At 67.8% G+C, this 13,071-nt stretch carries 14 protein-coding genes; 4 read left to right on the top strand and 10 right to left on the bottom strand.

Annotated features, from left to right (window positions below):
- Position 1 precedes the first annotated feature (1 nt).
- Entirely contained in the window at positions 2-448 is a 447-nt protein-coding gene (locus ACVOME_RS05940; protein WP_053518439.1) for a hypothetical protein, read from the top strand.
- A 146-nt stretch (positions 449-594) separates the two neighbouring features.
- On the opposite strand, the gene dcp is transcribed toward ACVOME_RS05940, so the two are convergent.
- From dcp to arfB, 3 genes are all read right to left on the bottom strand, one after another.
- A complete protein-coding gene (gene dcp, locus ACVOME_RS05935) occupies positions 595-2,751 on the bottom strand; it encodes a peptidyl-dipeptidase Dcp (RefSeq protein ID WP_481504827.1) in 2,157 nt (718 codons plus the stop codon).
- A 111-nt stretch (positions 2,752-2,862) separates the two neighbouring features.
- A complete protein-coding gene (locus ACVOME_RS05930; RefSeq protein ID WP_053518437.1) occupies positions 2,863-3,465 on the bottom strand; it encodes a lysophospholipid acyltransferase family protein in 603 nt (200 codons plus the stop codon).
- Between the two features lie 4 nt (positions 3,466-3,469).
- Positions 3,470-3,901 (bottom strand): alternative ribosome rescue aminoacyl-tRNA hydrolase ArfB, encoded by a 432-nt coding sequence (gene arfB / locus ACVOME_RS05925; RefSeq protein ID WP_111186528.1) that lies wholly within the window; start codon positions 3,899-3,901, stop codon positions 3,470-3,472.
- 134 nt (positions 3,902-4,035) lie between these two features.
- Here arfB and ACVOME_RS05920 point away from each other — a divergent pair, with 134 nt between their 5' ends.
- A complete protein-coding gene (locus tag ACVOME_RS05920; protein ID WP_065174175.1) occupies positions 4,036-4,563 on the top strand; it encodes a DUF2059 domain-containing protein in 528 nt (175 codons plus the stop codon).
- Between the two features lie 33 nt (positions 4,564-4,596).
- Here the strand turns inward: ACVOME_RS05920 and ACVOME_RS05915 are convergent, their stop codons facing one another.
- The 4 genes from ACVOME_RS05915 to ACVOME_RS05900 all read right to left on the bottom strand — a co-directional run bounded on the left by ACVOME_RS05915 (position 4,597) and on the right by ACVOME_RS05900 (position 8,293).
- The gene (locus ACVOME_RS05915; protein ID WP_053518434.1) at positions 4,597-5,334 is read right to left on the bottom strand and encodes a pseudouridine synthase; all 738 of its coding nucleotides are present in this window, start codon (positions 5,332-5,334) and stop codon (positions 4,597-4,599) included.
- A gap of 87 nt (positions 5,335-5,421) precedes the next feature.
- Entirely contained in the window at positions 5,422-6,000 is a 579-nt protein-coding gene (locus ACVOME_RS05910) for an O-methyltransferase (protein WP_262218909.1), read from the bottom strand.
- A 5-nt stretch (positions 6,001-6,005) separates the two neighbouring features.
- On the bottom strand, positions 6,006-7,661 hold the full coding sequence (ubiB, locus tag ACVOME_RS05905; RefSeq protein ID WP_481504826.1) for a ubiquinone biosynthesis regulatory protein kinase UbiB: 1,656 nt from the start codon (positions 7,659-7,661) through the stop codon (positions 6,006-6,008).
- Complete coding sequence (locus ACVOME_RS05900; RefSeq protein ID WP_053518430.1) at positions 7,658-8,293, bottom strand: ubiquinone biosynthesis accessory factor UbiJ; 636 nt, start codon at positions 8,291-8,293, stop codon at positions 7,658-7,660. The genes ubiB and ACVOME_RS05900 overlap by 4 nt, the downstream gene beginning before the upstream one ends.
- 137 nt (positions 8,294-8,430) lie before the next feature.
- Between ACVOME_RS05900 and ddlA the strand changes: the two genes are divergently transcribed.
- Positions 8,431-9,516, top strand: coding sequence for a D-alanine--D-alanine ligase (gene ddlA, locus ACVOME_RS05895; protein ID WP_197571819.1), 1,086 nt, complete (start codon positions 8,431-8,433; stop codon positions 9,514-9,516).
- Positions 9,517-9,599: 83 nt separating this feature from the next.
- Here ddlA and ACVOME_RS05890 read toward each other — a convergent pair whose 3' ends face one another.
- From ACVOME_RS05890 to oleC, 3 genes are all read right to left on the bottom strand, one after another.
- Positions 9,600-9,755 (bottom strand): DUF1328 domain-containing protein, encoded by a 156-nt coding sequence (locus ACVOME_RS05890; protein ID WP_004153593.1) that lies wholly within the window; start codon positions 9,753-9,755, stop codon positions 9,600-9,602.
- Between the two features lie 121 nt (positions 9,756-9,876).
- Complete coding sequence (gene oleD, locus ACVOME_RS05885) at positions 9,877-10,866, bottom strand: 2-alkyl-3-oxoalkanoate reductase (RefSeq protein WP_111186525.1); 990 nt, start codon at positions 10,864-10,866, stop codon at positions 9,877-9,879.
- Positions 10,863-12,521: an olefin beta-lactone synthetase gene (gene oleC / locus ACVOME_RS05880; RefSeq protein ID WP_053518426.1), complete on the bottom strand. Its 1,659-nt coding sequence runs from the start codon at positions 12,519-12,521 to the stop codon at positions 10,863-10,865. The genes oleD and oleC overlap by 4 nt, the downstream gene beginning before the upstream one ends.
- Positions 12,522-12,625: 104 nt before the next feature.
- Here oleC and ACVOME_RS05875 point away from each other — a divergent pair, with 104 nt between their 5' ends.
- Complete coding sequence (locus tag ACVOME_RS05875) at positions 12,626-13,057, top strand: YkgJ family cysteine cluster protein (protein ID WP_053518425.1); 432 nt, start codon at positions 12,626-12,628, stop codon at positions 13,055-13,057.
- Positions 13,058-13,071 lie beyond the last annotated feature (14 nt).

Below are 13,071 nucleotides of genomic sequence, written 5' to 3'. Positions count from 1 at the left end.
CATGTCGATCTTCATCATCCGCGGCCCGGAAGCGGCCGGCACATTGATCCGTACCGCACTGCCGCTGCCGGCACCGGTACTGAAGTCGCTGGTACACCGTGCGATTGATGCCGGCACCAGCGTGGCCATCCGTGCCTGCGGTTCGGAACAGGAACTGCTGGATGCCCTGCGCGTGGCCGATCACAGCCGCGGCGAAGTGACATTGCTCGATCCCGGCGCGTGTGCCGGCAGCCTGCGTCTGCAGCGCCTGCTGCCCTATCTGCACAACGCCTACGTGGAGGTGCATGACGACGGCGCGGTGGCTGAGCCCTGTCTGCCGGCCGGCATCGGCCAGCGCCTGGGCATCGCCGCCGGCTATGGCGCGCAGAGCTACGTGCTGGCGCTGGATATCGCGCTGGATCACCTGGGCCTTGCCGAACAGGCGAACCGGGTGCACGTGGGGACGTAACGCTGTTTGTAGAGCCGAGCCCATGCTCGGCTGCCTTTCCAGGAAACATCAGCCGAGCATGGGCTCGGCTCTACAGAAGAACGTCGAGCATGGCTCGACGCTACAGAAAGAAAAACGGCGGGGTCGCCCCCGCCGTTTTCGCTTTCTTACTTCAGCCCGCGGAACTTCAGCAGCGGCTCCACCGACGGGTCCTTGCCGCGGAAATCGCGGTACAGGGTCGACAGCTCCACGCTGTTGCCGCGCGAGAGGATCTTGTCGCGGAATTCCTGGCCATTGGCCGCGGTCAGGCCACCGTTCTCGGTGAACCACTGGAAGGCGTCATGGTCGAGCACTTCCGCCCAGAAGTAGGCGTAGTAGCCAGCCGAGTAGCCACCGCCCCAGATGTGGTCGAAGTAGGTGGTGCGGTAGCGCGGCGGAACCTGCGGCAGATCGACCTTGAACTTCTTCAGCGCGCTGGCTTCGAAGGCTCCGACATCCTGCAGCGGCGCGTCGGCCTTCTGCGTGTGCCAGGCCAGGTCCAGCAGCGCAGCCGACAGGTACTCGGTGGTGGCGTAGCCCTGGTTGAAGCTGCGCGCCTTGAGGATCTTGTCGACCAGTTCCTGCGGCATCGGCTCGCCGGTCTTGTAGTTCTTGGCGTAGTTGGCGAAGACCTTCGGATCCAGCGCCCAGTGCTCGTTGAACTGCGACGGGAACTCGACGAAATCGCGCGAGGTGGCCGTGCCGGCGATCGAGGGGTACTTCACGTTCGAGAACATGCCGTGCAGGGCGTGGCCGAACTCGTGGAACAGGGTGGTGACGTCGTCGAAGCTCAACAGCGCCGGCTGGCCTTCGGCCGGCTTGGTGAAGTTGCAGACGTTGTAGACCACCGGCTTGGCGCCGGTCAGGCCATCCTGCTCGACGAACACGTCCATCCACGCGCCACCGGACTTGCTGTCACGCTTGAAGTAGTCGGTGTAGAACAGGGCCAGCGAGGTGCCGTCCTTGTCGAACACTTCATACACCTTCATGTCCGGGTGGTAGGTCGGAATGTCGGTACGTGGCTTGAAGGTGATGCCGTACAGCTGGGTGGCGGCGTAGAAGACGCCGTTCTGCAGCACGTTGTCCAGCTCGAAATAGGGCTTGATCTGCGACTCATCCAGATCGTACTTGGCCTTGCGTACCTGCTCGGCGTAGAAGTCCCAGTCCGAGGCCGCAACCTGGAAACCGCCCTTCTGCGCGTCGATCACGTTCTGGATCTCGCCGGCTTCGGCACGTGCCTTGGCGGTGGCAGCCGGCACGGTGTCGGTCAGCAGCTTCAGCGCGGCGGCCGGGGTCTTGGCCATCTGGTCGCCCAGCTGGTAGTCGGCGAAGGTGTCGAAACCCAGCAGCTTGGCCTTCTGCGCACGCAGCTGGGCCAGGCGCTGCACGGTCTGGCGGGTGTCGTTGGCATCACCGCGCTCGGCGCGGGTTTCCGAGGCCTTTAGCACGGCGGCGCGCTGGTCGCGGTCGCTCAGCGAACCAAGCACCGGCTGCTGGGTGGTGTTCTGCAGCGGCAGCAGGAACTTGCCGTCAAGCTTGCGCGCCTTCGCATCGGCAGCTGCGGTGTTGATCGCGTTCTCATCCAGGCCGGCCAGCTTGGCCTTGTCGTCCACGATGACGGCAGCGGCAGCGGTGGCGGCGACCAGGCGGGTATGGAACTGGGTGGAAAGCGTGGTCTCTTCCACGTTGAGCTTGCGCAGGCTGGCCTTGTCGGCGTCGGACAGCTGCGCACCGGCACGCACCAGGCCGTCGTAGTAATGCTCGACCAGGCGCTTCTGCACCGGGTCCAGGCCCAGCCTGTCACGCTGGTCGTACAGCGACTTCACGCGTGCGAACAGCTTCGGGTCCAGGCTGATCTCGTCCTGGTGCGCGGCCAGTTTCGGCGCGACTTCTTCCTGGATCTTCTGGCGCGCATCGTTGGTATCGGCCTGCACCAGGCCGAAGAAGATGCGCGACACGCGGGTCAGGGTCTCACCGCTGCGCTCCATCGCCACGATGGTGTTGTCGAAGGTGGCCGGCTCGCTGTTGTCGGCGATCTTGCGCACGTCGGCCAGGTGCTGGCGCATGCCTTCCTCGAACGCCGGCAGGTAGTCGCTGTCCTTGATCTTGTCGAACGGCGGCGCCTGGAACGGCAGCGTGCTGGCGCTCAGCAGCGGGTTGGTGGAGGCATCGGCCGGCTGCTGGGCCGGGGTATTCTGGGCTGCGGACACGGGGGTGGACTCCTTGCCGGAACAGGCCGCCAGCGCCAGGCTGATGGCGGCGGCCAGGACTACGGTACGCGACATGTAAAACGCTCCTTGGGCAGACGGGATGGGATGCCGACCGTCCACCCTACTCCTGTCGCGCTCGCCCGGCATGTGCCGGACGTGGCGTCTGGACCTTCACTGGCGGCCGGCTCAGACCGTACCGCGGGTCTTGCCGATCCAGGGCCGGTAGAACTCGCGGATGGCGGCCATGTCGGCCACGTCATCGCCGGTGGGATGGAACAGCGGACCGACGCCGATGACCTTCTCCGGATAATGGAAATAGGCGGTCAGGATCGGCACATCGGCCATCCGCGCGATCTTCAGGAATCCGGCCTTCCATTCCTTGACCGCCTTGCGGGTGCCTTCAGGGGTGATCGCGAACCACATCCTGTCGTTGTTGCGGATCAGGTCCACGGCCTGGCCGACGGTTCCCTGCGGCGAGCTGCGGTCCAGCGGGATCACGCCCAGCCGGTGCAGCAGCGGGCCCAGCGGCCACCAGAACAGCGACGCCTTGCCCAGCACCTTGACCTTCATGCCCAGTGCGATCTTGGCCGCCATGCCCCAGAACCCGTCCCAGTTGGACGAGTGCGGGGCGATGATGAAGACCAGCTTCGGGATGTCCGGCAGGGTGCCGACCACCTTCCAGCCGCCCATGCGCAGGGTGCAGCGCGCCAGCCAGCGCAGGAACGGGTTGGATCTGACCTGCGGCATGTTCGGCGGGATGGCCGGCAGCAACGGAGTCGGGTTGTTCAAGCAATCACTCCCAGTCACGTGAGGAGCGCCCGCGCTTGATCTGCGCGCGCCCGCGTTTGGCGTCCAGACGACGCAGTTTCGACCCGAGGGTCGGCTTGGTGGCCTTGCGCGGTTTGGGCACGCTCAACCCGGCCTGGATGAAGGCCGCCAGCCGCTCGCGCGCATCCTCGCGATTGCGATCCTGGGTCCGGAAGCGTTGCGCGTCGATGACCAGCACGCCTTCGCCGGTCATCCGCCGGTCACGCCGCGCCAGCAGGCGCGCGCGCAACGGTTCGGGCAACGAGGGCGAGTTGGCCACGTCGAAACGCAGTTCCACCGCGGTGGACACCTTGTTGACGTTCTGGCCACCGGCACCACTGGCACGCACGAAACGCTCGACGATCTCGCCGTCGGGGATTTCAAGCTGCGCGCTGATGGTGACCGGTCCATTGCCCATCCGCGCATTGTAACGGCAGCCACGTGGCGGAGTGCGGCATCGCGCGCCGTATGCCGCCGATCAGGCACCGAACACGCCGCCTTCGCCTTGCCAGCGGGTATGCTGGCCGTCCCATGTACCGCAGGAAGCTTCGCATGATCCGCTCCGCATCCACCCTGCCCGCCCTGCTGCGCCGTGCTGCCCTTCTGCTGGCGCTTGCCGTGGCCAGCGCCCCGGTCCTGGCCGCCGCGCCGACCGACGGCGACATCAACCGCCTGCTGTCGGCCTCCCGCGCGCAGAGCATGATCGACACCATGCTGCCGCAGATCGAGGCGATGCAGCAGCAGCAGTTCCAGCAGGTCGCGTCGCAGCGCCAGCTCAATGCCCAGCAGCAGGAGCAGCTCAAGCGCATCCAGGCACGGACCAGCCAGACCCTGCGCCAGGCCCTGTCATGGCAGCAGCTGCGGCCGATGTACGTGGATCTCTACAAGAAGACCTTCAGCAAGGAAGACGTGCTGGCGATGGCCGAGTTCTACGAGAGCCCGGCGGGCCAGAGTCTGCTCGACAAGACCCCGGCGCTGATGCAGAACGTGATGGTGGCCATCCAGTCGCGCATGCAGCCGCTGTTCGCCGACCTGCAGAAGGATCTGGAAGCGATCGTCAACGAGCCGGAAAAGAAGTGAGGCGGTAGCGCCGGGCCATGCCCGGCGCTGCCTTCACTCCACCCGCCAGCCGAACAGGTCCAGCGCCTTCTGGAATTCCCGGTCCAGCGGCGCCCGCACATCCACCGTGCCGCCCTCGGGATGCGGAAAACGCAGGCGCTCGGCGTGCAGCAGCATGCGATGCACCCCCTGCATGCGGAAGATGCGGTTGTGGCGGCCGTCGCCGTGGCTGGTGTCGCCGATCATGTGGTGCGAAAGATGCTTGAGATGCCGGCGGATCTGCCGGAACCGTCCGGTCTGCGGCTGGCAGCGCAGCAGCGCATAGCGCGAACGGGCGAACTCGCCGACCGGCACCGGCAGCTCGCCGGTAGCCAGGCACTGGAAGTCGGTGATGGCAGGCTTCTTGACCGGTTTTCCGGGGCCGCCGTCGAGGTCGTGGTCGACCCGCCAGGACGCCTCGGCCGGCCAGCCGCGGCAGATCGTCAGGTAGTCCTTGGCCACCTCGCCGCCCATCAGGGCCTTGCCCAGCGCACTGGCGGTGTCACGGTCGAAGGCCAGCAGCAGGCAGCCACTGGTGGCACGATCCAGCCGATGCACCAGAAAGATCGGGCGCCCGAGCTGCTCACGCAGGCGATCGGCCAGGAAATCATCTTCGCCACGGGCCAGCTTGCTGTCATGGACCATCAGCCCGGCCGGCTTGTCGACCACCGCCAGGCGTTCATCCAGGTGCAGGAGCCGAAGGGGGGCGGTGTCGGTCTCGACCGCGGCGAGGGTATCGGGTTCGGTGCTCACCGCGCGATTATACGGGCGGCCTGTATGGGGTCAGATCCCTTTTCCTGCGGAAAAGGGATCTGACCCCGGGTTTGTGCCGCGAGGCAGTCAAACGTTGCGCAGTGCGAGCAGTTCACCGTTGCCCACCGGCACCAGGCTGACGCTGACATCAGGATCGGCCACCAGTGCCGCACGCAGCGGCTCCATCTGTTCGGCGTGGGAGATCGCGTTGTCCACCACCAGCAGGCCACCGGGCCGCAGCACGCGGCGCAGGTGCGGCCACCAGCCAGCGTACTGCTCGCGATCCGAATCGAGGAACAGCAGGTCGATGCTGGCATCGGCCGCCTGCGCCAGCCACGCCCCGGCGTCAGCGTGCATCAGGGTGATATGCGCCTGCAGGCCGCTGCGGGCGAAGGTCGCGCCGGCCAGGGCCACCTTGTCGGCAGCGTACTCCAGCGTGGTCACATGGCCGTCGATGGCAGCGGCAGCCTCGGCCAGCCACAGGGTGGAATAGCCGTTGGAGGTGCCGATCTCCAGCACGCGCCGGGCCTGTCCGAAACGTACCAGCAGCGACAGCAGCGCACCGGTATCCGGCGTGATGTTGAGCATGCGCCGGGCCCGCTCGCTTTCGCGCGCATCGTTGTCGGCGCCAAAGCGCGCCAGTTCGTCCTTGAGCGCCTGCAGCACGGCGGCTACTTCCACCACGCCCGGGCCAATGCGGCCACACCCACCGCGCCCGACAGCCAGCTCCACATCGGCAGGTCGCCCCAGTACCAGCCGGGCGGCTGCAGCACGTACATCAAGGCGGCAATGGCAAGCAGGCCGACGCCGGTGATGGCACCGACCGCATGCTTCTGCAGGCGCTGCACGCTGGCATCGAGCGATACCAGATCGCGCGAGCGCATCGCCAGCTCGTGACGTCCCTCCACCTGCTGGGTCAGCCAGGCATGCACCAGGCGGGGCATGTCCGGTGCGTGGGACATGATTTCCGGCAGGCGCTTGCCGAGCTCGCGCATCACCCTGCGCGGGCTGTAGCGCTCGCGCAGGATCTTCGCCAGTACCGGCTTGGCCACCGCCCAGATATCGATCTGCGGGTCGAGCTGGCGACCGACGCCTTCGATGTTCAACAGGGTCTTCTGCAGCAGGATCAGCTGCGGCTGCAGCGTCAGCTGGTAGCGCTGCGCCACGCGGAACAGCTTCATCAGCACTTCCGCCAGCGAGATCTGCGACAGCGGGCGGGTGAAGTACGGCTCGCACACCGACCGCACCGCCGCTTCCAGGTCGTCGATGCGCACGTGGTCCGGCATCCAGCGCGCCTGCACGTGCAGCTCGGCGATGCGGCGGTAGTCGCGGTTGAAGATGGCCATGAAGTTCTCGGCCAGGTAGTACTGATCTTCCTGCGACAGCTGGCCCATGATGCCGAAGTCCAGCGCGATGAAGCGCGGATCGCTGCGGCGTGCCGGATCGGGGTCGACCCAGATGTTGCCGGCATGCGCATCGGCGTGGAAGAAGTTGTCGCGGAACACCTGGGTGTAGAACACCCGCACGCCCTTGGCGGCCAGCGCCTTGCGATCGATCCCGGCGGCGTCCAGTGCCACGATGTCATCGGAGGGAATGCCCCACACGCGCTCCAGGGTCAGCGCGCGCTCGGCCGTGTGGCTCCAGATCACTTCCGGCACGTACAGGTCGTCGGAGTTCTCCCAGAAGCGGCGCAGCACGCTGGCGTTGGCGCCTTCGCGCTGCAGGTCCAGCTCGGCGGCCAGGGTGTTCTCCACTTCCGCCACGACTTCGCGCGGGCGGATCTTGTCGGCACGCGGGTGGGTGCGCTCAACCAGCGCGGCCAGTGAATTGAGCAGGGCGATATCGGCGTCGATCTGCTTCTCGATGCCCGGGCGCAGCACCTTGACCACCACCTGGCGGCCATCGGCCAGCGTGGCCGCATGGACCTGCGCGATCGAGGCCGACGCCAGCGGTTCGGTATCGAAGCTGGCAAAGGCTTCGCTGACCGGCAGGCCCAGCGCGTCCTCGACGATGCGGCGCGCGGTGTCGCCGTCGAACGGCTTGACCCGGTCCTGCAGCAGGGTCAGTTCGTTGGCCACGTCCGGCGGCACCAGGTCGCGACGGGTCGACAGGATCTGCCCGAACTTGACGAAGATCGGACCCAGGTCCTGCAGCGCCAGGCGCAGGCGTGCGCCACGCGATTGCGCGGCGATGTCGGCCGAGGCCCGCGGAACGAAGGGTTTGGCCAGGCGCAGCCAGCGTTCGGCCGGCGTGTCCTGCAGCAGGTCATCCAGGCGGTAGCGCAGGATCACCCGGCCGATGCGGCTGGCCCGCAGCACCGCCTTCATGCCGCACCCCGCAGGCGCTGCACGCGTGCACCCAGGCGCTCGACATCATCGCGCAGCACATCCACATCGTCGTGGAACGCGTCCAGCTCGGCGCGCGGCACCACGTCGCGCGATTCCTCGGTAATGAATTCGGCTGCACTGTGCGCCAGATCGATCACGCCCTGGCGGGCGTGCTGCAGCGCGCCGCGCAGTGTGTTGGCCACCTGTACGCCCAGCACCTCGCCGAACACGCTGACGAACGGCTGCTGCCAGTCCGGGTCGAAGCCCTTGGCCAGCTGCTGCAGGCGGCGCGCCAGCTCGGCATCGCCGGCCACGCGCACGCGTCCCTTGCCGGTGCTGTCGGCGCGCCGGGCATTGGCCAGCAGCGGCAGCTGGGCCAGCACCCCCGACAAGCTGCTGCGTACGGCCAGATCGGCTTCCTGCGCATCCACCGGCCCCACCCGCAGCTGGTCACCGTCAACGCTGATGCGCATGGCCAGCGCAGGAGCCTCCAGGGTCAGATCGATATGGCGGCCATCCAGACCGGCCAACGCGTGGCGGGTATCCGGATCCAGCGCCAGGGCGCGGTTCAGGGCGATCTGCAGGGCACGGCCGGCGACCGGCTTGAGGGACTTGAGCAGGGAAAGAGCCATGGCCCCATTCTACCTTCGTGGGTGCCGGGCTTGGGCCGGGCAGCGCGGATGGGTGCGGGTTCATCTCCGCCTCACCTGCCGGGCGAAGGAAGGTCCATGCTGTGGGGCCACGCAACGTCCAGGACATCGCATTGCCCATGAGCAGGACCCGGGTCGGCATCATTTTCGGTGGTACGTCCTCCGAGCACGAAGTCTCGCTGCAGTCGGCGAAGAACATCCTCGACGCACTCGACCACGAGCGCTTCGAGCCGGTGCTGATCGGCATCGACAAGCAGGGCCGATGGCATCTGAGCCAGGCCGGGAGCTTCCTGCTCAACGCCGATGATCCGGCGCGCATCGCGCTGCACCGGTCCGGCGTCGCGCTGTCGGTGCACCCGGGCGCCGGACAGGCGCAGCTGCAGCCCGCCGATCCGGCTGCCGTGCTCGGCCAGATCGACGTTGTCCTGCCGATCGTGCATGGTCCGCTGGGTGAGGATGGCGCGCTGCAGGGCCTGCTGCGCATGGCCAACCTGCCCTTCGTCGGTTCACCGGTGCTGGGCTCGGCCGTGGCCATGGACAAGGACGTGACCAAGCGCCTGCTGCGCGATGCCGGCCTGCAGGTGGCGCCCTGGCAGTGCATCCGTCGCCACCAGGCTGCGAACATCGATGTCGACGGCGTCATCGCCCAGCTCGGTCTGCCGCTGTTCGTGAAGCCGGCCAACCAGGGTTCGTCGGTGGGGGTGAGCAAGGTCAAGGACGCTGCCGGCTTCGCGGCCGCGCTGGAACGGGCGCTGCGCTACGACCACAAGGTTCTGGTGGAAGCGGCCGTGGCCGGCCGCGAGATCGAATGTGCGGTGCTCGGCAACGAGCAGCCGCAGGCCAGCGTGTGTGGCGAAGTGGTGGTGCACGACGAGTTCTATGCCTACGACACCAAGTACCTCAACGAGAATGGCGCCGACATCGTGGTCCCGGCCGACATCGATGATGCCACCCAGCAGCGGATCAGGCAGATCGCCCTGCAGGCGTATCAGGCGCTGGAGTGCGCCGGCATGGCCAGAGTGGATGTGTTCCTGACCGGCGATGGCCGCGTCGTCATCAACGAGGTCAACACGCTGCCGGGCTTCACCCGCATCAGCATGTACCCGAAGCTGTGGGGCGCCAGTGGCGTGGATTACACCACGCTGATCACACGCCTGATTGAACTGGCCCTGGAACGGCACGAAGCCGATCACAGGCTGCTGTAGGCCAGGCAGTACCCGGTACTACAGGAAACAACCGCTTCCGCCGGAGCAGTGCCGGCCATCGACCGGCACTGCTCCGGGGCTCACTAGCCGCGCTTGCGGAACATCGAGATCACCGCCAGGACCAGGAACACCACGAACAGGATCCAGGCAATGTTGCTGGCCGCGCCGGCGATGCCGGAGAAACCGAGCACGGCGGCGATGATGGCGATGACGAAGAAAATGACGGCGTAATGCAGCATGGCGCTCCTCGCAGATATTCGGCCGTGGGTGGCGTGGGGTCCATCCTCCCGGTCCGGCGGTGTGCAACCGGTGATGGCCGGTTCTGCGCGCGATGAAGTCTTCAGCGCCGTGAGGCTGCCGTCATGACGACGCGGCCTGCAGCCGACGCAGCCCTTCCTCGATGCTGACCTGCGGCACATAGCCGAAATCACGGCGCGCCGGCTCCATGCTGTACCAGTGCGGCGTGCACAGCTGCTCGGCGAGGAAACGCGTCAACGGCGGCTCGCCGCGCAACCGCAGCAGCGGCCACAGGCGCTCGCAGATCGCACCGATCCGGTAGGCGGTCCTGAAGCTGATTGCCTTCTCCACAGGGGGGGCGCCCACGGCCTGCAGCAACTTGTTGACCAGCTCGCGCATCGGCAGTGGCTCGCCATTGGAGATGAAGTAGGCCTTGCCGGCGCAGGCCGCCGCCGGGCCCAGCGCCTCGAATGCCAGGAAGTGCGCCAGCGCGGCGTTGTCGATGTAGGTGGTGTCGACCTTGTTGCTGCCATCACCGACCAGGCGCAGCCGGCCCTGCCGTGCGCGCTCGGCCAGGCGCGGCACCAGCTGCTGGTCGCCCGGCCCCCAGATCAGGCGCGGGCGCAGCGCCACCGTGGCCAGCGTCGCGTCGTTGGCGGCCAGCACCCGTTGTTCGGCGATCGCCTTGGTCGCCGCGTACGGCGCCTGGAAATCCTCGCCGTAGGGCACCTCGTCCGCGCCCAGTCCTTCCACGGGGTGGGTGGCACGATGGGTCACGCTCGGTGTGGAGGTATAGACCAGCCTGCCGATGCCATGCGCACGGCAGGCAGCGATGACATTGTCGGTGCCGACCACATTGGCCTGGTGGTAGCTGTCGTAACTGCCCCAGGCGCCGGCCTTGGCACCGTTGTGGAACACCGCATCGACACCGGCCACCGCATGCAGCACGGCCTGCGGGTCCGCCAGGTCGCCACGGATCTGGCCCACTCCCAGCGCCTGCAGCGCCGGGTAGTGGCTGCGGTTGAATGCCAGCACCTGGTGGCCGCGCTCGACCAGCCCGCGGCACAGCGCCTGGCCAAGGAAACCACCACCACCGGTGACCAGGATCTTCATGCGCGCTTCTCCAGTTCGGCGCTGGCCCAGACGGCGAGCTTCTCGCGGCCGATCTTGGCGTTGTGACGGATATCCACGGGAAACGCCGGATGCACCAGGAAGTGCTGCAGCCCGGCCTCGGGCAGGCGTGCGCCGGCAAGGGCGCGCAGCGCTTCATGCAGCGCCGGGCTGTCGGACTGTCCACGCTGCAGCTCCACGCACAGGACCGGCACCTGCGCGCCCGCGGGACCCACGCCGACCAGCGCGGTGCGTGCCACGCCCTGCACCGTGTTGAACACCGGCTCGACCTGTTCGGTGTAGAGCGGGCCGTGCGGGGTTTCCACGCGCTGGGTCTTGCGTCCGCAGAACCACAGACGGCCCTGCGCGTCGAAATAGCCGACATCGCCCATGCGATGCACGATGCGGGTACTGCCATCGGCCAGCGTTTCGGCAATCTTCGCCGCAGCGGTGGCCTGCGGGCGATTGAAATAGCTGTCGGTGGCGGTGGGGCCGGCCACGGTGATCTCGCCCACCTCGCCGGTGGCCAGCACGCGCACCTGCGACCAGTCGGCCAGCGGTGCATCATCGATGGCGATGATGCGCACTTCGTTCGGGGCCACCACGTTGCCCACGCAGGTACCCGCACCGCCCTCGGTGGCCGCACGGGTGCGCTCCAGTTCATGGCCTTCCACCACCGCCACCGGCAGGCATTCGGTGGCACCGTACGGCGTCCAGAACTGCGCGCCGGCCGGCAGCAGGCCACGGATGGTGGCGACCACATCCGGCGGAACCGGGGCACCGGCCGAGGTCACCCGGGTCACCGACGGCAGCGGCCGGCCATGGCGGGCCAGGACCCGCATCAGCGCAGGCGAGCCGAACAGCTGGGTCACGCCGAAGCGTTGGATCGCATCATGCAGGCGTGCCGGATCGGCCTGCGCGGGCCGCGTGGGGTCCATGTCCGGGATCACCGAGGTCAACCCCAATGCGGGATCGAACAGGGCGAAGGGCGGGAAGGTCGGCAGGTCCACCCCGCCGGCCTCCATGCCGAAGGCGCTGCCCAGCAGCTCGATCTGGCCCAGGAAATGGCGATGGCGGTAGACCACGCCCTTGGGCACGCCCGTAGAGCCGCTGGTGAACAGGATCGCGGCCATGTCCTCGCCGTCGGTGGCCGCCAGCATCGGCCCGGCCTGCGCGCCCGCGCGCTCCAGCGCGGCCAGGGTGGTCCCGCCCCAGGCCAGCCGCCGTCCCACCGTGACCAGGCGGGTCGCCGACGGCGCCCAGCGCAGCGCCAGCCGTGCCACGTGGGCCAGCGGGATGCCGATGAAGGCCTCCGGCTGGGCTTCGTCCAGGCACTGCTTCAGCGCGCGCCGGTCGATGCCGGGATCGACCAGCACCGGCACCGCACCCAGCTTGAACAGGGCGAACATCAGCAGGAAGAACTCCGGCGAGGGCCGCACCATCACCACCGTGCGCACGCCGCGCCCGATCCCGTAGCCGGCCAGGCCGGCGGCCATGGCGTCGCTGCGGGCATCCAGCTGCCGATAGTCCAGGGTCACATCGTAGGCCGCCATGCCGTTGCCGGCGCCGCGGCGGCCGGGGCAGCGGATGGCGATCTGGTCGGGGCGTTCACGGGCCAGTTCAGGCAACCGCGCAGCAATGTTGCAGGGTCGGTTCATCCGTTCATTGTCGCCGCTTACGGAATTTCTTGCGCGGCGGCTCACTTCGTGGAAAATCCGCAGCCTCGTTCCCGATTCCGACTGCCGCCCGAGGCGGCTTGCCCATGCAACACCCCTGCATGACCTGCGGCGCCTGCTGCACCCAGTACCGCGTGGCCTTCCACTGGATGGAATCGGACGAGGTCACCCCGGGCGGCGTGCCCCACCAGCTGACCGAAGTGCTCGACCCGCATCGCCTGTGCATGCGCGGCACCCACTCCAAACCGGTGCGCTGCGTGGCACTGGATGCGCAGATCGGCGTGTATTCGCGCTGCACGATCCACCCCAACCGGCCCAGCGTTTGCCGCGAAGTGGATGCCTCATGGGAGTACGGCAAGGCCAGCCCGCAGTGCGACAAGGCCCGCATCGCCTACGGCCTGGACCCGCTGACGCTGGCCGACTGGCGCTGGCGCGACGAGGCGGACAACGACGACGATCATCCGGACGACAACGGCAGCAGCCCGTCGTCTCCGCCGCAGGCGCCGATCGCGGCGTGACGGTCGGGGTCGGG

The organism is Stenotrophomonas sp. STEN008 (genome assembly GCF_056760435.1).
Note: the sequence above shows the minus strand (reverse complement) of the source record. Positions and strands in the feature narration are given on the sequence as shown.